Source organism: Micromonospora sp. NBC_00389 (genome assembly GCF_036059255.1).
Lineage (GTDB): Bacteria > Actinomycetota > Actinomycetes > Mycobacteriales > Micromonosporaceae > Micromonospora.
In genome coordinates this window covers 5,331,960-5,351,310 of sequence record NZ_CP107947.1, presented here as the reverse complement: position 1 = coordinate 5,351,310, position 19,351 = coordinate 5,331,960, and the positions used below count along the sequence as shown (strand labels likewise).

Below are 19,351 nucleotides of genomic sequence, written 5' to 3'. Positions count from 1 at the left end.
CCGATCCGGGGACGGGCCGCGCCGGTGCCGCCGATAATCCTCGGAGACGCGGCGGGAGGCCGGGCATGACCACCGGAGGCACTGCGGCGCTGGTACGCCGCCCGGACGGGTCGGCCCGGGCCACGCTGCTGGAACTCCTCTTCGACGTGGTCTTCGTGGCCGCCCTCGCCATGGTCTCGAAGCTGATCGCCGAACGCGACTCCTGGAGCGGCTCCGGGCCGGTGCTGCTGACGCTGGCGGCGATCTGGTGGACCTGGTCGGTCACCTCGACCACGACCGAGTTCTACGACCCGGAGCAGCGCCCGATCCAGGTCATCCTGATGGTCGCCATGGTGGGGTCGGTGGGGATGGCGGCGGCGCTGCCGATGCTGTCCGCCGGGCACGCGATGGTCTTCGCGATCGCGTACGTCACCACGCACGTGGTGCGCGGCGTCGTCCTGGTCACCACGTTGCACCGACAGCAGCACCGGGCGGCCATGGAGCGGGCCTCGCGGTTCATGTTCTGGTTCGTGGTATCCGGCGTCTTCTGGATCACCGGAGCGGTGGCCGGATCGCCGAACTGGAGGCTCTGGACCGTCGCGATAGCGATTGACCTGGTCTCCGCGGCGGTCCGGTACCCGATGCCGTGGCTGGGCCGGGTCCCCCTCGAACAGTACGACCGGACCACCGGGCACCTGGGCGAGCGATACCAGCAGTTCATCATCCTGGCCCTCGGCGACATCATTCTGGTGCCCATCCTGGAGGTCAGCCGGACGCATCTCGACCGCTTCCGGCTCGCCGCCCTGCTCTGCGCCTTCGCCACCATGCTGATGCTCTGGCAGATCTACGTCTTCCGGGCCGGCGAGTTGCTGAAGGCCGGTGCCGACGCGAGGCGAGCGGCCCGACTGGCCCCGTACACCCATCTGGTGATGCTGGCCGGCGTGGTCGGCACGGCGGCCTCCTTCGACCTGGTCGCCGACCGCCCGACCGGAACGACGCCGACGTCGTGGCTCGTGCTGATCCTCGGTGGCCCGGCGCTGTTCGTGATCGGGCGCATCCTGTTCACCTATCTGGTGACCGCCATCGTGCCATGGCGGCGGCTGGCCTGGCTGCTGCTGCCGCTGCTGGCACTCCCGTGGGCCGGTGGCTGGCCGCCGCTGCTGGTCACCGTGGTCGTTGCGCTCGGGCTGGCCGGCGCCGCCCTGGTCCCGGCGAGCAACGTCCGGGTGACCAGACCGGGGCTGCGGATGCGGCGACCGCAACCCTGAGCCGCCGGGGCGGCCGGATCAGTCGAGGTGCCGACCGGTCCAGTCGGCGAGGTCCCGGGCGCAGGCGTCCACCGACTCCCGCCACGTCCGGGCGGCACCCTCCCCCGCCTCGTCGCTGACCTGCTTGACCAGCCGGCACGGCACGCCAGCCTGGTTGGCGGCCCAGGCGACCGCGTACCCCTCCATGTCGACCAGGTCGGCGCGCTGCGCCAACCGGTCCCGCGCGGCGTCGTCGGCCACGAAGGTGTCGCCGGTCGCCAGCACCGCGCCCTCGGCGGCCAGCGGCAGCGGCGCGCCGTAGGTCTGGCCGGTGAGCGTGCGCAGCAGGGCGGTGTCCAGGTCGTGCTGAAGCACGGTGGCGACCTCGTGGATGCCGGTCCAGCCGGGGCGCAACGCGCCCGCCGTGCCCAGGTTGAGCAGCAGGGCGGGGCGCGGCCCGGCGGCCAGCACCGCCGCCACCGCGCTGGCGGCGTTCACCTTGCCCATCCCGGTGAGCAGCACCGGCAGCTCCGGCGGCAGGTACCGGGCCTCCTCCTCGACGGCGAGGACCACCAGCGGACGATCGGCGCGGACCGTACCCCGAAGAATCACCGGAGCATCGTACGGGCCGCCCCGGCGGGATACCCGGCCGGTTCGGCGGGCTCGGCGCGAGCGCCGGTCAGCCCCCGGCGGTGACCGCGGTGGCGGTGACCGTGCCGTCGGTCGCCGGGCCACCCTGCACGGTGACGCTCTGCCCGGCCTTGAGGCCACTCAGCTTGCTGGCCTTGGTGGTGCGGACCTCGGTGTCGTCGGTGGTGCGCACGGTGACAACGGTGCCGTCGGCGGTCTCCAGGTAGAGCGTTCCGCCGTCGACCAGCTTCACCTTCCCGTTGGTGGTCGCCGGTGCGGTCGCGCCACCGGTCTCACCCGTGCCGCTCGGCCCGGCGCCGCTCTGGCCACGCCCGCCGGCGCCCGGGAAGGCGGTGGGAACACCACCCGGGAAGCCGGCCCGCCCCGACCCGGCGGTGCTCGACGACTCACCCCAGCGTTGCTGCACGTGAACCCCGCCCAGGAAACCGGCCAGCACCAGCACGAGCGCGCCGAGCGCCGGGGTTGCCCGGTTCCACCAGCGGCGCGGCGCCGCCGCGGCGAGCGCGGCGGTCAGGTCGCGATCCGGGGCCCCCGCCGAGGCCGCCGGGTGGTCGTCTACCCGGTCGAAGATGACGGTGTCGCTGCTGTCCATGTCGGTTCCTCGCATGTCGGCCTACTCGTAGCGCAGGGCGTCGATGGGGCGCAGCCGGGCCGCCCGGGCCGCCGGAAGGCCGCCGAAGAACAGGCCGATCGCGACCGAGACCCCGAGGGCCAGCCCCACCGAGCTGGGCACGACCACCGGGTGGACGCCGACGATGGTGAACCGGGCACCGATCAGCGCCGCCGCCACCCCGAGCGCCCCACCGAGCAGGCTCAGCAGGGTCGCCTCCACCAGGAACTGGGTGAGCACGGTACGCCGGCGTGCCCCGAGCGCCTTGCGGATGCCGATCTCCCGGGTCCGCTCGGTCACCGTCACCAACATGATGTTGGTGATGCCGATGCCGCCGACCAGCAGGCTGATCGCGGCCACCGCGCCCAGCAGCACGGTGAACGTGTCGGCCGTCTCGGACTGGGTCTGCAACAGCTGCGCGGCATTCTGGATCCGGTACGGGGTGCTGCCCGAGGTGGACGCCGGCAGGCGCTGGGCGAGCACGGTGGAGATCTGCCCCTGCGCCGCCGACACCCGGTCCGGATCGCTCGCCTCCACCAGGATCGAGCTGAGCGGCCCGTACCCGGTGAGCACCTCGCGTACCGCCCGCAGCGGAGCGATCGCGGTGTCGTTGGCGTCCTGGAAGCCGGTCGAGGACTTCTCCGCCAACACCCCGACCACGGTGAACAGCGCGCCGCCCACGGTCACCTGCCGACCCACCGGGTCCACCCCGGCGAACAGCTCGTCGGCCACGGTCCGACCGAGCACCACCACCCGGCGGCCCTGCGCCTCGTCGTCGGCGCTGAACGCGGTGCCGCTGGCCACCGGCGAGTTGGCCACGGTGAACCAGCTCGGCCGGGTGCCGACGAACTGCGGCACCTCGTGGTCGGCCCCCTCGAAGGTCAGGGTGGCGCTGGTGGTGGCCAGCGGGGAGACCGACCGTACATCGGGCGCGAGCACCGGGTCGGCGAGCGCGTCGGCGACCTGGAGGGTCAGCCCGCCGGCGCTGCCGCCCCGGTTGGTGCCGGTCACGGTCAGCGTGTTGGTGCCCAGCGCCTCGATCCGGTCGGTGATCGCCTGGGCAGAGCCGTTGCCGACGGCGACCAGCAGAATCACCGCGGCGACGCCGATCAGGATGCCCAACATGGTCAGCGCCGAACGCAGCTTGTTGGCGGCCACGCCGCGCAGCGCGAACCGGACGGTCTCGGCGAGGTTCATCGGCCAAACCCCGCCGTCGTGTGCCGCCCGCCCTGCCGGACGTCCGAGCGGACCTGCCCGTCGAGCAGCCGGATCAGACGCCCGGCCCGGGCACCCACCTCCGGCTCGTGGGTGATCAGCACGATGGTCCGGCCGGCCGCGTTGAGCTGGTCGAGGACGGCCAGGATGTCCTCGGTGGACTGGCTGTCCAGGTTGCCGGTCGGTTCGTCGGCCAGCACCAGTGCCGGCTCGGTGACCAGCGCCCGGGCCACTGCGACCCGCTGCTGCTGGCCACCGGAGAGCTGGTTGGGCTGGTGGTTCGCGCGATCGGCCAGTCCCACGGCGTCCAGCGCGGCGAGCGCCCGCTGCCGCCGCTGGCCGGCCCGCACCCCGGCGTACGCCAGTGGCAACTCGACGTTGGCCAGCGCGCTGGTCCGCGGAATCAGGTTGAACGCCTGGAAGACAAAGCCGATGAGCCGGTTGCGGACCAGGGCGAGCTGACGGTCGGCGAGGCGGCCGACGTCCACCCCGTCCAGCAGGTACTGCCCGCCGGAGGGCACGTCGAGGCAGCCGAGGATGTTCATCAGGGTCGACTTGCCGGAGCCGGAGGAGCCCATGATGGCCACATAGTCGCCAGCGGTGACGGCCAGCGACACCCCGCGCAGGGCGTGCACCGCGGCCGGGCCCTCGCCGTACACCTTGGTCAGCATCCGGACGTCCAGGACCGGTCGGCGTGACACGTTTCCCGGCGCCATCAACGGGTTCCGTTCCCGCCCCGAGCACCGCCGCCGGGGACGCCGCCCCCGCCGGGGACGCCACCGCCCGGGAAGCCACCGCCACCCGGCAGGCCGCCCCCGCCGGGGAGGCCGCCGCCGGTGCTGCCCGTGCTGCTGCCCTCCGGCAGCACCACCCGCTCCCCCTCGGTCAGCCCCGAGGTGACCTCGCACGCCTGGTCGCCGGCGAGCCCCACGGTGACCCGCCGGCTCTCCGTCCCCGTGTCAGTGACCACCGTGACGGTACGCCGGTCGCCGGTGCCGCTGACCGCTGCCGAGGTGACCAACAGGACGTCCGCAGCGGTGCCAGTGACCACGGCGACCCGCACGGTCTGCCCCGGCTTCGCGCCGGCCGGCAGCTTGTCGACGCTGACCGTGACCCCGTAGGTGACCACGTTGTTGGCGGTGGTGGCCTGCGGATCGACCGCGACGACCTTGCCACCGGCCTCGGCCCCCTGCAACGCGTTCCACGTGATGGTGGCCGCCTGGCCGTCCTTGAGCCGGGTCGCGTCCGCCTCGGCGAAGCCGGCGGTGACCTGCAGCTTCGTCAGGTCGGCCAGCTCGACGAACCCGCTGGAGGTGGTGGACCCGGAGCTGGTGGCGCCGGTCGACCCGCTGCCGCCCTGCTGCCCGGTGGAGGAGCCCCCGGTCGAGCCGCCGCCGGTGGCGGACCCTCCGGAGGAGCTGCCCACGGTGCCGTTGACCGCGACCACCGTGCCGGCCATCGGCGCGGTCAGCCGGGTGCCGCTCACGGCGGCCTGCGCCTCGTCCACCGCCAGCTCGGCCTGGGTGACCGAGTTCTCCGCCGACGAGGTGTCCGAACCGGCCTCCTCAGCGCGGTCCAGGGCGTCCTGCGCGGCGGTCAGGTCCACCTTCGCCACGTCGAGGTCGCGTTGCGCGGCTGCCGGGTCGACGGTGGCCAGCAGTTGGCCCTTCTTCACCCGATCGCCGACCCGCACCGGGATCGCGGTGACGGTGCCGGCGGTGGCGAAGCCGGCGCTGGCCGTCGAAGCGCTGCGCACCGAGCCGTCGGCGGTGACGGTGGCGGTCACGGTGCCCCTGGACACACTGACGGTCCGGGTGCCGGTGGGCCTGGCATCCGCCGTCGAATCGCCGCGCACCGACAGCCAGGCCCAGCAGCCGCCGCCGGCCAGCAGCAGGACCAGGGCGGCGTTGACCGCGACGGGGGGCCGGCGCAGGACGGCCGGCAGGCGCACTCGCATGCCGGTCAGCCTCGCCGGCACGGCTGGGAGGATCTTCGGCGCAAGCTCAGAGCTGGCTCGGAATAGGTGCCGCCGGATCGTCGCTCGGCGGGGCCGGCTGCCGGGGTACGGCGGGCAACAGCACCCGGAAGGTCGTCCCCGAGCCCGTCCCGGTGTCCAGCTCGATCCACCCGCCGTGCGCGTGCACGATCGACGCGGCGATGGACAACCCCAGACCGGAGCCGCCCCCGCTGCCCCGGCCCCGGCTCGGGTCGGCCCGGTACAGCCGCTCGAAGACCCGACCGGCGTGCTCGGCGGGGATACCCGGCCCGTCGTCGTGCACCTCCAGCACGGCGAGCCCGTCGGCGGTCGGCGCGGGGACCGGCCCCGAGCGGGCCACCGGCCCGGCCGGCGGGGCGACCAGCCGGCCGACCCGGACGGTCACCCGGGCTGCGGGCCCGGTGTGCTGCACCGCGTTGCCGACCAGGTTGGCGGCGACCTGGCGCAGCCGGTGCTCGTCGCCGAGCACGGTCGGCGTCTCGAAGGTCGGGTCGTGCTCGGCGAGCGTGCTCAGCCGCACCGGCCGGCCCGGCGTACGGGCGTGCGCATCCCGGATGGTGTCGGCGGCGATCTCCAGCAGATCCACCGGACGCAGCGTGGGCGTGCGCTGCCGGTCGAGTCGGGCGAGTAGGAGCAGGTCCTCCACCAGCACGCCCATCCGGGCCGCCTCGCTCTCGATCCGACCCATCGTCTCGTCCAGCGCGGGACCGGGTGGGGTGCCGCCCCGCCGGTACAGCTCGGCGAAGCCGCGGATCGAGGTCAGCGGCGTCCGCAGCTCGTGCGACGCGTCGGCGACGAACTGCCGCAGCCGGCGCTCGGAGGCCGCGCGGGCGCTCATCTCGGTGCCGATCCGTTCCAGCATCAGGTTCACCGCGGCACCCAGCCGACCCGGCTCGGTGTGCGGATCGGTGTCGTCCACTCGACGGGTCAGGTCGCCGCCGGTGATGCCGGCGACGACCTGCTCCATCCGGGTCAGCGGGCGCAGCCCGAGCCGCACCACCGAAGCGGCCAGCAGCCCGAGGCCGAGCAGCACTCCGCCGGTGACCGTGACGTCGATGAGCAGCAACCGGTCGGCGGTCTGGGTCACCTCGGCCAGGGAGGCGCCGACCACCACGACCCCGCCGGTCCCGCCCGCCGGCACGGCGAGCAGCCGCCAGTCCGCGCCGCCGTGGTCGCCGGAGACGGTGTACGGCCGGCGGGCGCGGGCGCGGGCGGTCACCTCGGACAGCGATCCCGGGTCCGGTGCCGCCGCACTGGGGGCGCTGCTGTGCTCGGCGTCGCGGGTGCCGTCGGCGCGGTAGAACAGGACGAGCTGGTCCGGACCGAGCCGGGCGATCCGTCCGACCAGGGCACCGGGTGGACCGGTGCCCGGGCGGGGCTCGCCGGTGAACGGGCGGACCTGTACGGCGAGTTGCTCGTCGACCCGGTCCACCAGGTAGCTGCGCAGCAGCAGCAGGCCGGCGGCGTTCGCCCCGAGCAGGGCCAGCGTGGCGAGCGCCCCGACGACCAGGACCAGTCGGGACCGCAGCGTCCAGTGCGGCCACGGGCGCACCCGGGGCAGGCGGCTCACTCGTTGCCGCGCGGCGTCCGCAGCGTGTAGCCCACCCCGCGCACTGTGTGGATCAGCGGTGGACCGGACCGGTCGACCTTGCGCCGCAGGTAGTAGACGTACGACTCGACGATCCGCCCGTCGCCGCCGAAGTCGTAGTTCCAGACCCGGTCCAGGATCTGCGCCTTGCTGACCACCCGACCGGCGTTGAGCAGCAGGTAGCGCAGCAGCCGGAACTCGGTGGGCGACAGGTCGACCGGCCGCCCACCCCGGCGTACCTCGTGGGCGTCGTCGTCCAACTCCAGGTCGGCGTAGCGCAGCAGCCGGGTGTCCGGGGTCGGCGGCAGCTCCGACCGGGTACGCCGCAGGATCGCCCGGATCCGCAGCACCACCTCCTCCAGGCTGAACGGCTTGGCCACGTAGTCGTCCGCACCGGCCACCAACCCGGCGACCCGATCCTCAACGGTGTCCCGGGCGGTGAGGAAGAGCACCGGCACCGGCCGGCCGGCGGCGCGCAGACGCCGGGCCACCTCGAAGCCGTCCAGGTCGGGCAGCATCACGTCGAGGATGACCAGGTCCGGAGCGAACTCCTCCACGGCGGCCAGCGCGGCCCGCCCGGATCCCGCCACCCGCACGTCGTACGCGACGAGCCGCAGGGTGGCGGCCAGCAGGGTGGAGATGTTCGGCTCGTCGTCGACCACCAGGAGGCGGGCGCTTGTGGACTCACCCTCGGCGGTCGGGGCGGGGCTGGCTGTGGGCGGCCGGAGGACGTTGGTATGCACTGGCACTGCGTACCGGACCGGGCTCGACATTCGCTGTGCTGAACCTGTGCACCGGCTGTCACCAGGAGCGCAGCACCAGCTCACCGGCGGCGATCCCGGAGGTTATCTCGGTGTACTGGCCGCCGCGCAGCCCCACGGTGACGGTGCGGGCCGGCCCGCCGTCGGCTGGCAGCACGCTGCCGGTGCGGTCGGCGCCGTCGTGCACGGCGGTGGACGGCACGCGCAGCGCGTCCGGCACGGCACCGGTCTGCACCGTCACGGCGGCGCTCTGCCCGACCAGCAGGTTCTCCGGGGCGGTGGTGAAGGACAGCACCACGCCGTAGCGGACCATCGTGCCGTCGGCGGTGCCGACCGGGTCGACCTGCACCACGGTCGCCGCGAACGTCTGCTCCGGCCGGTCGGCCAGGGCCAGCGTCGCGCTCTGCCCGACCGCGAGCGCGCCGGCGTCGGCCTCCGGGAACTTCGCCACCACCTGCATGGCGTACGTGTCGGCCAGGGTGATGAAGGTGGCACCGCGGCCTACCTGGCTGCCCACCGGCCCGGCAACGGAGAGCACGGTGCCAGCCATCGGCGCGGTGATGGTGGCGCCGTCGAGGGCCTCCTGCGCCTCGGTGAGGGCGGCCTCGGCCTGGTTGACCCGGCGCTGGGCGGTCAGGATCGGGTCGGTGCCCCGGGCGGCGTCCCCGCCGCAGTCCGCGCCGTTCTGCCCGGGGGCGGCCGGTGTCCGGGACGTGCCCGATCCACCGGCGGTGCTCGGCACGGGACCCCCGGGCGTACGGCTCGGCGCGGCGGAGGTCGCGGTGGGTCGGGGCGTTGGGCTGCTGCCAGGGGTGGGCGTGCCGGTGGCCGGCGTCGCCTCGGGCGCGCCGGTGGGCTGCGGCGAGCGCCAGGCCACCGGTCGTACCCCGGAACCGGTGCCGGTCTGGCAGCTCACCGCCGGGTCGTCGGCCTCGTCCCAGGCCTTGGTCAGCGCGTCCCGCGCCTCGGCCAGGTCGGTCTCGGCGTCCTGGACGGTGTCCGCCGCGTCGGCAGCGTCGGCGTCAGCGATCGCTGCGAGCCGCTGGCCGACCTTGACCACGCTGCCCGGCCGGACGCTGACCGTCTGCACCGTGCCGGCGATGGTGAAGCCGAGGCTGCGGGTGGTGGCCGGCTGGACGGTGCCCGAGGTGGCCACCTCGACCGCGACCGGCCCCCGGTCGACGGCCACGGTCACCGGTCGGGCCGGCGCGTCCGCGGCGTCCGCGGTCCAGGCACGCACGCCGGCTGCGCCAAGCAGCAGCAGGCCGGCAGCGCCGGCCGCCCACCACCGGGTCCGCCGGGTACGCCAGCGTCGCTTCAGGCCGATCCCCATGGTCGGGCAGTCTGCGCAGCGCGCCTCGCGGTCGGCTCGACCCCACCTCAGAGTTGGCTCGGAACCGGACACCGGCTCGGGTGCTCGCCCCGCGCAGAGCGGGCAACCGGTGGAGCCGGTGCCCCCGGGGTGCTCCGAGGGAACTCCGAGCCGGGTCCGAGCCGCCGACGAGGTAGGACCGGTTCGCTGAGCAACCACCGGATGAGGCGTGAGGAGCACCCGTGCCGTTGACCAAGAGGCGCCGTCGGTTGGCGGCCGTACTGACCGCCACCGCCTCGGCAGTGCTACTGCTGGCGGCGTGCGGCGGCGGGTCGGACGACGAGTCGACCGACGCGAACGGGGTGGGAAGCTCCTTCACGGCGTACCAGGACTGCCTGCGGGACAACGGCGTGGCGTTGCCGACGATGGATCCGTCCCGCGTTCCCGGCGGCGCGCGCGGCACCGCCCGCCCGTCGGGCTTCCCGACCGCCCGCCCGTCAGGCATGCCGACCGACCGCCCGTCGGGCTTCCCGACCGCCCGGCCGTCGGGCAGCGCCGACCCGTCGCGGGGCGCGGGGCGCGGCTTCCCGGGCGGCGCTCGGCCGGAGGGGGTCGACGAACAGACCTGGCAGAAGGCGCAGCAGGCGTGTGCGTCGGTGCGGCCCAGCGGCCCGCCGGGCGGCTTCGGCGGCCCGGACGCGTCCGGCGCGCCGGGCACACGACCGGGCGGATCGGGCGACGGGCGGTCCACCGCCTACCGCACCTGCCTGAGCGACCGCGGCCTGGATCCGGACCGGCTCGACGACAGCGACCCGAAGACCCGCGAGGCGTTGACCGCCTGCGCGGTACTCAGCCCGTCCCCGAGGACCTGACCACCACCGCGCCGGTCGCGCCCAGCCAACATTCAGCTCGGTCGCATCGCGCGTCCAGCGAGGTGGGGCAGGCTGGTCCGGCGAGCCACCGGGCCCGTCCGGATGCGCCATCCCGACCACGCGGCGGCGCACCCCGACGTCGGCGGTCCGGTCCGCCGACCGAGAGGTGACGACGGTGTACGACGGGCAGGATTTCCTCCGCGACAATCGCTGGTGCCTGAGCCGGCGCACACTGCTGACCGGGGCCGGTGCGGTCGGCGCGGCCGGGCTGCTCAGCGCCTGCGGTGCCGGCGACCCTCCGGCCGGTCAGACGGCCGCCGAGCCCGGCACCGTGCTGACCCGTACCAGCGACGTGCCCGTCGGCGGCGGCACGATCGTCGGCGGCGTGCTGGTCGTCCAGCCCGAGGCGGGCACCTTCACGGCGTACGACGCGACCTGCCCGCACCAGGGCGTACGGGTCGGCGCCCCCCGCGACGGGGTGATCACCTGCCCTGCCCACAACTCCACCTTCTCGGCCACCGACGGCGCCCGCCTGGGCGGCCCCGCCACCCGCGGGCTCACCGAAATCCCCGTCCGGGTAGACGGCACCGACATCCTCCGCGCCTGAAGATCGCGGGCGGTCACTCGTCGGCGAAGCTGTACAGCACGAAGTCCTTGTCCGCACCGCAGGCGATCACACGGGTGTTCCATGAACACGACGCGCTGCGGACCTCCTGGAGCTCGCCCAACTCGTCGACCTCGCCTGACTTCGCCCACACACCGGCCAGGACGCGGTTGTCCGCCACCGTGCTGGGCGCCTTGGCGAAGACCAGCAGGTTGCCCTCGTCCAGTCGGGCCGCCACGCCGCGGCGGTCGCGCAGCACCGGCTTTCCGGCGGCGTCGAAGAGGGTGACCGTCGACTCCGGGCTGTCCCGCTGGGCGAGCAGGCGGGTGCCGAGTGGGACCAGGTCGGTCACGCCCGGCGCCGACCAGTGGATCGCCTGCTCGCCCTCGGTCGCCGCCACCACCTCGGTGCGCTCGGCGTCGCTGTTCGGCACCTCCAGCAGGCACGCCCGCCGCTCGCCGCAGGCCACCAGCTCCTTCGGCCGGTTCTGGTCGTTCCCGGCCCGGTAGAGCACCACAGGCTCCGCGTCGGAACCCAGGTCGTACGCCAGCAGTTGGTAACCGCCCTCGTTGGCGGCCACGTAGAGCCGGTCCTCGTGCGCCACCACCAGGTCGTCGAGGTCGGCCACGCTGCCCCACTGGCGCAGCACACTGCCGGAGGACATGTCGAGCAGCCGCACCGACCGGTCCGCCCCGACCTGCACCAGTCGACGCCCCTTGCCCGTCCACGGGTTGCGGGGCGTGCCGTCGAGGAAGGCCGGCCCGCCGGCCGCCTGATCGGTGCCCACCGGCCGGACGACGGTGCGACTGCCGCCGTACCGGTCACCGGGGTTGGCCTGGATCCACTTCTCGTTGCCGTTGGTCAGCCGCAGGCCGACCAGCCGGCCGCCGGCCCGGTCCACCAGCACCGCCACGTCGTCGGCGAAGTACACGTCGTCGTCGCCACGGACCATCCGCGACCAGCGCTGTTCGCCTGAGCGACCGTCGAGCATGGCCAGCGCGCGAGGGGTGCTGTCGCCCGGGGCGTCGGCGAGGACCGCGACCGCCCCCGGGACGGCGACCAGCCCCGTCCAGTCGTCGGCGGTGACGTCGGTCGGCTCGCGCCACAGCTCGTCGCCGGTGGCCGTGTCGACAGCCACCACCTCCAGCCGGTCGTCCGGCAGCGGGTACCCGAGGTAGGCCCGGTCGCCGAGCACCGCCGTCCACATGCCGGCCGGCCGCTCGGCGCCGGCCGCCGGCCGGGACAGCTCGCTTAGCGCCCGGAACTCCAGGTCCGGGTAGCGGTCGCGGGTGAGGTAGAGGGTCGCCGCGGTGGCCACCCCGGCCAGGGCGAGCACCGCGCCGAGCACCACCCAACGGGCCCGCCGCCAGCGCGTCCCGGTGGCCGGGGTGAGCGCCGACGGTGGGGGCGCTCCGGACCCGCCGACCAGGGTGGACGGTACGCCCGCCGGCCCGTGCACGGTCGGGGCCGACGCCCCGGGCCAGCCCGGCCCGGCCGGCAGGGTCGAACCCGGCCCGGGCTGCGACGGCAGGGTCGGTGCGATCGGTCCGGCACCGGCCGGCACGGTCTGCGCGGCGGAACCTGCCCCGGCTGGCACGGTAGGTGCCGTGGAACCTGCCCCGTTCGCCACGGTCGGGGCGGGTGGGGCGGCGGGTGACGTCGGCGCGTACGGCGGTCCGGCCGGTGAGGTCGGCACGGGCGACGCGGACGGGCCCGCCGGAGCCTGAGCGGGTACGCCGACCGGGGCGGGCGGGGCAACGGGCGGTCCGGCGTACGCCGGCGCGGGCACCCCTCGGCGCAGCGGCAGATCGGTCAGCGCGCCCTCGGCCACCGGCAACTCCGGCTGGTCCAGCACCGTCGGCGCCACCCCCAGCTCGGCGTGCAGCATCCGGGCCACCAACGGGATCCGCGACGAGCCGCCGACCAGGAACAGCCCAGAGAGCTGATCGGGGCGGAGTCCAGCGGCGGCGATCACCTCCCGGGCGCGGTCCACCGCGCGGCGCAGCAGCGGCGTGGCCACGCGCTCGACGTCCGCCCGGGTCAGCCGCACCGCCTCGGCCACCCCGGGCACCGCGACCGGTGCCACGGTGGACCGGGACAGCGTCTCCTTGGCGCCCCGGACCTCGTCCCACAGCCGGATCTGGTCGCGGCGCTGCGCCACATCCGTCGGCCGGATCAACCGGGCCCACTGCGCGGCGTGCCGGTCGCCGACCAGCTCGCCGACCCGCTGCATCAACGCCGCGTCAAGATCCAGGCCGCCGAGGTCGGGCAGGCCACCATCGGCGACCACGCTGAAGCCGGAGTCACCCCACGGGTCGGCGCCCTCGTTGCGCAGCACCGCGACGTCGAGCGTCCCGCCGCCGAAGTCGAACACCGCGATCGCGCCGCCGACCGGCACCGGCCGGTGCAACACCTGGGTGTAGTAGCGGGCGGCGGCCACCGGCTCACGCAGCAGCCGGGTGCCCGGTGGCGTCGGCCCGGCGAGGGTGTGCTCAGCCGCCTGCGGCCAGCCCGCCTGCATCAGCGCGTCGCCGAGCACCTGCCGCCGCGTCTCATCCCAGGCCGCCGGGCAGGTGACCACCGCCGGGGGCAGGAAGCCGACCGTGTTCACCGCGGCCCGCGCGACGGCCGCCAGCACCGCGGCGAGCAATTCGGCCGGCGGGTACGAGCGGTCGCCGAGCAGCACGCCCGGCGCGTCAACCCGGCGCTTCGGGTTAGCCTCGAACCGGGCCGGGTCAGCCTGCGCCAGCCGCCGAGCGTCCCAACCGGCGTGCAGCGTGCCGTCCGGGTCGGCGTACACACCGGACGGACTGACCGGCTGACCGTCCATCAGCAGCGGACGCGTCCGCCCGTCCGGCCACCGCAGCACCGCCACCGTGTTGGACGTACCGAGGTCGACGCCGAGAGCGAAGCCCTCGTGCTGTCCTGCCATCTGCCCGATACCTCCGCCGCGACGAGGGGAACTCAGCCCCGCATCGTACGCAGCCGGCACGGCCGCCCTGATCACTCGGTCACGCGGATGACGTCGGAGCCCACTAATCGGTGGAGTAGGCCACCGAACGCCAAGCACCGAACGCCCACTCGAGGTCCGCGGCGTCCGCGCTGGCGAAGACCGTCTCCATGTACGTTCCGTCGCGGAAGTTGTAGCCATAGAGGGTGAACGCCGGGTCGCCGCTGTGGCGGTAGAGCCAGGCAGCCCTGTGACCGATCCCGTCGCAGCCGCCCTCACCTACCTTGCCTACTGGGTCCGGTGGCAACTCGGCGTCGAGCGAGGCGATGATGTCGGCGCCGTCGGCACACCGCCACTGGACGCCTGGCGAGACACGCACCATCCGACCCGACTCGCGCCAGGTCGCGGCACTCTGTGTGTCGCCCTGCTGCGTCCAAGGACCGATCAGCTCGATTGACCAGCCATCACCCAGAGACCTTCGCACCCCTCCAGTGTGACTACCAGCCGGCGTTCCGTCGATCGGTGGAAGCATGCGTACGGGCAACCAACTCATCGTCGAGCGATCAATCAGGTCTCGTCGATCAGCCCTGTGCGGCAGGGCGGCACGGCCGTCAGTCGTCCTGAACTGGCACCGCCGGCAGGTCGAGTAGCAGCAGATCCATGGGGGTCCCATCCGGCAGCGGCGACCGGGCGACCTGCCGCCATCCGGCCCGCTCGTAGATGCGGCGCGCGGCAGCTCGCGGATCGGATGCCAGGGTGGCGTACCGCTCGGGTCGCCCGCCGAGCAGCCGGACCATCAGCCCGGAACCGACACCATCGCCGCGTCGGTCAGGGGTGACGATCCACTCCATCACGGCGAGTTTGTCCGCGACCAGCACGTCGGCAGGCGGATCCTGGTCGCTGCGCAACCACCACCTACCGGCGGGCATCGTCCACCCGTACGCCGCTCCGATGAGCCTGCCGTCGTCCTCTGCCGCAACGAGGGTGAACCCGGGCCGGGTCGCTTCAGCAGGCAGACCATCCGCGAACCGGCTCACCTGCTCCGGCCCCTCTTCGTATGGAGGTTCGGCGTAGACGAGCGCGTACAGCTCGACCAGCGGAGGGAACAGGAGTGCGGCTGCGGTCCCGGCGCGGACGGTGTAGGTGACGGGCATCCCCGGATGCTAGGCGGTGACCCGCTCCACGAGCTCCGCGTAGACGGGACGGCGCCGTTCCGCTGTGGGCACCACGTCCGCCACCTGCCGGGCGACGGACCGCAGCAGCGCGTTGTGCTGTTGCACCGGCAGGTCGTCCAGCAGGTCCGCTGCCAGTCTGAGCCCGTCGGGTATGTGTCCGCCCCGGATGAGGCACGCCGCCTGGTGTAGCTGCACCTGCGCCCGCAGCCGGGCCTGCGACTGCGGATACAGCTCCAAGGCCCGCCCCTGCGCGGCCTCCGCGTCGACGAACCGGCCGGCGTGCGTGTACACCCACGACTCGGTGTGCCGCAGCCGGTGCTCCGGCCACCCCCACAGCGACTCCACGTCACCGACCACCGCTGCGGGAAGCTGCTCGGTGAGGTCGGAGAGTTGCCGCACCGTCGCCATCGCCTCGGCGTGGCGTCCGGCGAGGGACAGGGCCTGCGCCCGCCCGGCCAGCAATCCACACGACGCTGGGGTGGCCCGCCCATGCAGCAGCGGCAGCACCTGATCCGACATTGCCACCACCTCGGCCGGCGGGCGACCGTCGTAGCAGCCGTTGACGACATCCCAGGCCCGCACGAGTACCCGTACGTCCGGCTCACCGGACTCGTCGGCCACCTGCTGCGCGGTCAACCACCAGCGGCGAGCCATCAGTGCCTGCCCGGACGCGACCAGGCCAAGGGCGACGATCACGGACAGGCAACCGGCGGCGCGCAGTAGGTGGGGTCGGCGGGCACCGGTGTCGGCGGCGATCTGGTGTTGCAGGACGGTCAGGTCTGCGCCGAGCTCGTCCATCAGCGCATCGGTGGGCTGGCGGTAGTAGCCGAGCCCATAGCCAGCGACAATCTGCTCCCACTCGTCGTGGTCGACGTCCACGGCCGCACCCAATCCGTGGCGCAGTGCCTCCAAAGCGACCAGCGGGGAGGCTGCTGGGGCTGCGGCGAGGGCGCCCATGGCTTGGATGACGGTGCGTCTGCGCATGTCGGTGTTGCCTGTCCGCTCCTGTTGGTACGCCTGAACCAGCGCACCACCCGCGCCCACGGCGTCGTCGTAGGCGGCGACCACGGCGTCAGTGACTGGCCGATCGCCGCGCTCAATCTGCCCGAGGTACCCGAAGTCGTAGGCCACCTGGTTGGCCATAGCGCGCAGCGACAATTTGCCGGCCTTGCGGTGCCGCCTGAGTACGTCGCCGCAACCGTCCACCTTCGCTCCCAGCGTGTGCGCTGCTGTGTGGGCCCACTGCTCACGGCTGCCGTCTGCTCAGCGTATCGGCAAGTCTGAACCTGTTGGCACACGATGCCGACGGAATGGCGCAGCACCTCGAAGACTGATGGTGAGGCTGCTGTCGCCGACCGTCGGCGTGGCCACTGGCAGCACCCCTGCAATGCCGGTCGTCACGCACCCGCTCGCATACGGATCCGCCGGAACCTCCGGGCAACCGGATCGCCCGCAACCGGGGCCGCCACTACCTCCGAGGCGTCGAACATGATCGTGGAACTGGATGTACCCCGTGGCACCCGCCTCCTCCTCCTGGCCGTTGAGATTGAGCCCAACCCGACCGCACGTGACGAACTGGTGTGGGCGGTGGCCGTATACCGCGACGTCACCGACGGGATGGTGCTGGTGCATGGCCACGTGTGCGGCGCTGAGGGTGAGTGCGCCCGGGGTTGGTGCTTCGAGGCGAAGGTGCTCGTGGCGGCGATCCGCGCGAACCTGGACGGCGCCCGGTGAGCGTGCCCACCCCTATGCAGGTCGCCGGATGGTGGCAAACCCTCGCCGACCACCAGCAGCGTTACGGTCGATGCCCGCGCTGCGGGACCCGTTCCCGGTGTTGGCCCCGGGCATCGGCTCTGGCCGAGCTGATCGCCCACGACGTGTACCACTTGGACGCCATCACGCCCTTCGCACGGCAATCTGCCGGGGCAGCCCGACCGTCGGCACCGTAAAGACGGCCCACAGGTCTCGGCCAGGGAAACTGCCCAGCGATGACGCTCAGACGTTAAGCGGGCTGCGCACGCAGTAGCCGGAGCTGACCGATCTCCGCGACGTTCTTCATCAGCTCGGAGTTGACCCAGCCGATCATGTGCGTGACCGTGTGATCGGGGTCGTCCTGCCAGGGGAACGGCGCGGTGCCTTCGAGGTCGGCGTCGGTGAGGCGGTCGAGGAGACCCAGCCACTCGGTGCGCAGGTCCCGCAGCCAGGCGACAGTCGGCTCGCCCGCGCCTGGCCACTCAACGTCCGTACGCTGCCGTGGTGATTGCCCCCGAAGATGATCCATCCCGACGGTCCACCACCAGCCGATGTGCCACGTCAGCCAGCTGATCGTCGGTACCGGGATCGGGTCGGGTTCGGTGTCTGCCCAGTCGGGGGTCCAACTGCCGTCAGAGCTACGCCGTACGGACCAACAGTCCGTGGCCGGCTCCCAGAGGAAGTCCGCGGGTTCGAGTCGCTCAAGGTGGTATTCGAACAGCGACCACGTCAGGTCGAACTGCCAGCGCAGGAGGGTCAGGGCCGGTACGGGCATCCGGCAATTCTGTCGCGGCGCAGCACCCCCGTCGACAGGATAATCAGCAGCTTGCCGCTGGGGCCTGCTCCGGACGGGAAGGCCGGCCGGACGTAAGAGGATCGCAAGATCTGCGGAATCGTCGACCGCAGCGGTGCTGGCTAGGCTGGCCGGGGAGGTGGCCGGTGGCGCAGCGGGTGCTCGTGGTCGACGACGACCGGACCGTCAGCGACGTGGTCTGCCGCTACCTGGAGCACGCCGGCTACGACGTGAGCCACGTCGGGGACGGGCTGGCCGCCCTGGACGCCGTGCAGGACCGGGCGCCACACCTGGTGGTACTGGACCTGATGCTGCCCGGGCTGGACGGGTTACAGGTGTGCCGGCGGCTGCGGGAGCGGCCGGACGGCGTACCGATCATCATGCTGACCGCGCGCGGCGACGAGGCGGACCGGGTGCTCGGCCTGCAACTGGGCGCCGACGACTACCTGGGCAAACCGTTCTCCCCACGCGAGTTGGTGCTGCGCGTCGGTTCGGTGCTGCGCCGGGCCGGGGAGCCGGCTGGGCCGGCGGCCGAGCCGCTGGTCGACGCGGGCCTGGAGGTGGCCACCGGGCCTCGGGTCGCCCGCCTGCACGGCCGCGAGCTGGCCCTGACGCTGCGCGAGTTCGACCTGCTGGCACACCTGATGCGGCACCCGGCACGGGCGTTCCGCCGAACGGAGCTGCTGGAGCGGGTGTGGGGCTGGAACTTCGGCGACCAGTCGACCGTGACCGTCCACGTGCGGCGGTTGCGGGAGAAGATCGAGGACGACCCGGCCGAGCCCCGGCGGATCGTCACGGTCTGGGGCGTCGGCTACCGGTACGAGCCGACCGATGCGTGACCTGGCGCTGATCTTCGGCGCCGCGCTCGCCGCAGCACTCGGGGTCGGCCTGGTCGGCGCGCTGACCCTGCGGCTGCTGCGCGACCGGTCGATCACCGTGCACGTGTGCGTCCTGCTCACCGTCACCGTGGCCGCCGTGGTGGCCGGAGTGGTGGTGGTCGCCCAGGCGATGTTCCTGTCCCCGCACGACCTCCAGGTCGTGCTGCTCACCGTTGCCGCTGCGGCGGTGGTGAGCCTCGCCGTCGGCTGGCATTTCGGGCGTCGGTTGGCCGTGGCCGCGGTCTGGGCGGACCAGGCCCGGGAGCGGGAGCGTCGGGTCGAGAAGGGTCGCCGGGACCTCGTCGCCTGGGTGTCGCACGACCTGCGGACGCCGCTGGCCGGGCTGCGGGCGATGGCGGAGGCGTTGGAGGACCGGGTGGTCGACGACCCGGCGACGGTTGCCGAGTACCACGGGCGGATCCGCGCGCAGACCGATCGGATGACTCGCCTGGTGGACGACCTGTTCGAGCTGTCCCGGATCAACGCCGGGGCGCTGCGGCTCTCGCTGTCGGCGGTGCCGCTCGGCGAGGTGGTCTCCGATGCGCTGGCCGGCGCCGCACCGCTGGCCGAGGCCCGCCGGATCAGACTGGTGGCCGCCGAGTCGGGCTGGCCCACCGTGCTGGCGAGCGAGCCCGAGTTGGCCCGGGTGGTGGGCAACCTGCTGCTCAACGCGGTGCGCTACACGCCGAGCGACGGCACCGTCCGGGTGGCCGCCGGGTGCGAACGCGACGCCGCCTGGCTGGCGGTCGCCGACACCTGCGGCGGCATCCCGGAGGACGACCTGCCCCGACTGTTCGACGTGGCGTTCCGGGGTGAGCCGGCCCGTACGCCCCGGTCGGGCGGGGAGGGCTCGGGCGGGCTGGGGTTGGCGATCGTCCGAGGGTTGGTCGAGGCGCACGGCGGTCGGGTGGACGTGCAGAATGTCGTCGGCGGCTGCCGCTTCGTGGTCCGCCTACCGGCGGCGTGAC

At 73.7% G+C, this 19,351-nt stretch carries 19 protein-coding genes; 6 read left to right on the top strand and 13 right to left on the bottom strand.

Annotated elements, in window-relative coordinates:
• The first annotated feature begins 65 nt into the window (after window positions 1–65).
• A complete protein-coding gene (locus OG470_RS25285) occupies window positions 66–1,247 on the top strand; it encodes a low temperature requirement protein A (protein ID WP_328416076.1) in 1,182 nt (393 codons plus the stop codon).
• Window positions 1,248–1,265: 18 nt separating this feature from the next.
• Here the strand turns inward: OG470_RS25285 and OG470_RS25280 are convergent, their stop codons facing one another.
• The 8 genes from OG470_RS25280 to OG470_RS25245 all read right to left on the bottom strand — a co-directional run bounded on the left by OG470_RS25280 (window position 1,266) and on the right by OG470_RS25245 (window position 9,380).
• A complete protein-coding gene (locus tag OG470_RS25280; protein WP_328416074.1) occupies window positions 1,266–1,838 on the bottom strand; it encodes a nucleosidase in 573 nt (190 codons plus the stop codon).
• 67 nt (window positions 1,839–1,905) lie between these two features.
• The gene (locus tag OG470_RS25275; RefSeq protein ID WP_328416072.1) at window positions 1,906–2,469 is read right to left on the bottom strand and encodes a hypothetical protein; all 564 of its coding nucleotides are present in this window, start codon (window positions 2,467–2,469) and stop codon (window positions 1,906–1,908) included.
• A gap of 21 nt (window positions 2,470–2,490) precedes the next feature.
• Window positions 2,491–3,684, bottom strand: coding sequence for an ABC transporter permease (locus tag OG470_RS25270; RefSeq protein WP_328416070.1), 1,194 nt, complete (start codon window positions 3,682–3,684; stop codon window positions 2,491–2,493).
• Complete coding sequence (locus tag OG470_RS25265) at window positions 3,681–4,373, bottom strand: ABC transporter ATP-binding protein (protein ID WP_328426590.1); 693 nt, start codon at window positions 4,371–4,373, stop codon at window positions 3,681–3,683. The genes OG470_RS25270 and OG470_RS25265 overlap by 4 nt, the downstream gene beginning before the upstream one ends.
• A 44-nt stretch (window positions 4,374–4,417) precedes the next feature.
• Window positions 4,418–5,659, bottom strand: coding sequence for an efflux RND transporter periplasmic adaptor subunit (locus OG470_RS25260; RefSeq protein WP_328416068.1), 1,242 nt, complete (start codon window positions 5,657–5,659; stop codon window positions 4,418–4,420).
• Between the two features lie 46 nt (window positions 5,660–5,705).
• Entirely contained in the window at window positions 5,706–7,268 is a 1,563-nt protein-coding gene (locus tag OG470_RS25255) for a sensor histidine kinase (RefSeq protein WP_328416066.1), read from the bottom strand.
• A complete protein-coding gene (locus OG470_RS25250) occupies window positions 7,265–8,029 on the bottom strand; it encodes a response regulator transcription factor (RefSeq protein WP_386982411.1) in 765 nt (254 codons plus the stop codon). Before OG470_RS25250 ends, OG470_RS25255 begins: the two co-directional genes overlap by 4 nt.
• A gap of 58 nt (window positions 8,030–8,087) precedes the next feature.
• Window positions 8,088–9,380, bottom strand: a complete 1,293-nt coding sequence (locus tag OG470_RS25245) for an efflux RND transporter periplasmic adaptor subunit (RefSeq protein ID WP_328416064.1) — start codon at window positions 9,378–9,380, stop codon at window positions 8,088–8,090.
• 221 nt (window positions 9,381–9,601) lie between these two features.
• Here OG470_RS25245 and OG470_RS25240 point away from each other — a divergent pair, with 221 nt between their 5' ends.
• Together OG470_RS25240 and OG470_RS25235 are read left to right on the top strand one after the other, a co-directional pair.
• On the top strand, window positions 9,602–10,231 hold the full coding sequence (locus OG470_RS25240; protein ID WP_328416062.1) for a hypothetical protein: 630 nt from the start codon (window positions 9,602–9,604) through the stop codon (window positions 10,229–10,231).
• A gap of 175 nt (window positions 10,232–10,406) precedes the next feature.
• Window positions 10,407–10,838 (top strand): Rieske (2Fe-2S) protein, encoded by a 432-nt coding sequence (locus OG470_RS25235; protein ID WP_328416060.1) that lies wholly within the window; start codon window positions 10,407–10,409, stop codon window positions 10,836–10,838.
• A gap of 13 nt (window positions 10,839–10,851) precedes the next feature.
• Here the strand turns inward: OG470_RS25235 and OG470_RS25230 are convergent, their stop codons facing one another.
• From OG470_RS25230 to OG470_RS25215, 4 genes are all read right to left on the bottom strand, one after another.
• Window positions 10,852–13,767, bottom strand: coding sequence for an Hsp70 family protein (locus tag OG470_RS25230; RefSeq protein WP_328416058.1), 2,916 nt, complete (start codon window positions 13,765–13,767; stop codon window positions 10,852–10,854).
• Window positions 13,768–13,870: 103 nt separating this feature from the next.
• Entirely contained in the window at window positions 13,871–14,164 is a 294-nt protein-coding gene (locus tag OG470_RS25225; RefSeq protein ID WP_328416056.1) for a hypothetical protein, read from the bottom strand.
• Between the two features lie 232 nt (window positions 14,165–14,396).
• A complete protein-coding gene (locus OG470_RS25220) occupies window positions 14,397–14,939 on the bottom strand; it encodes a GNAT family N-acetyltransferase (RefSeq protein ID WP_328416054.1) in 543 nt (180 codons plus the stop codon).
• A 9-nt stretch (window positions 14,940–14,948) separates the two neighbouring features.
• Entirely contained in the window at window positions 14,949–16,166 is a 1,218-nt protein-coding gene (locus tag OG470_RS25215) for a helix-turn-helix domain-containing protein (RefSeq protein WP_328416052.1), read from the bottom strand.
• Window positions 16,167–16,448: 282 nt separating this feature from the next.
• On the opposite strand from OG470_RS25215, the gene OG470_RS25210 reads away from it, so the two are divergent.
• Window positions 16,449–16,694: a hypothetical protein gene (locus OG470_RS25210; RefSeq protein ID WP_328416050.1), complete on the top strand. Its 246-nt coding sequence runs from the start codon at window positions 16,449–16,451 to the stop codon at window positions 16,692–16,694.
• A gap of 268 nt (window positions 16,695–16,962) precedes the next feature.
• Here OG470_RS25210 and OG470_RS25205 read toward each other — a convergent pair whose 3' ends face one another.
• Window positions 16,963–17,487: a DinB family protein gene (locus OG470_RS25205; protein ID WP_328416048.1), complete on the bottom strand. Its 525-nt coding sequence runs from the start codon at window positions 17,485–17,487 to the stop codon at window positions 16,963–16,965.
• 164 nt (window positions 17,488–17,651) lie between these two features.
• Here OG470_RS25205 and OG470_RS25200 point away from each other — a divergent pair, with 164 nt between their 5' ends.
• Window positions 17,652–18,344, top strand: coding sequence for a response regulator transcription factor (locus tag OG470_RS25200; RefSeq protein ID WP_328416046.1), 693 nt, complete (start codon window positions 17,652–17,654; stop codon window positions 18,342–18,344).
• On the top strand, window positions 18,337–19,350 hold the full coding sequence (locus tag OG470_RS25195; RefSeq protein WP_328416044.1) for a sensor histidine kinase: 1,014 nt from the start codon (window positions 18,337–18,339) through the stop codon (window positions 19,348–19,350). Before OG470_RS25200 ends, OG470_RS25195 begins: the two co-directional genes overlap by 8 nt.
• The last annotated feature ends 1 nt before the right edge of the window (window position 19,351 follow it).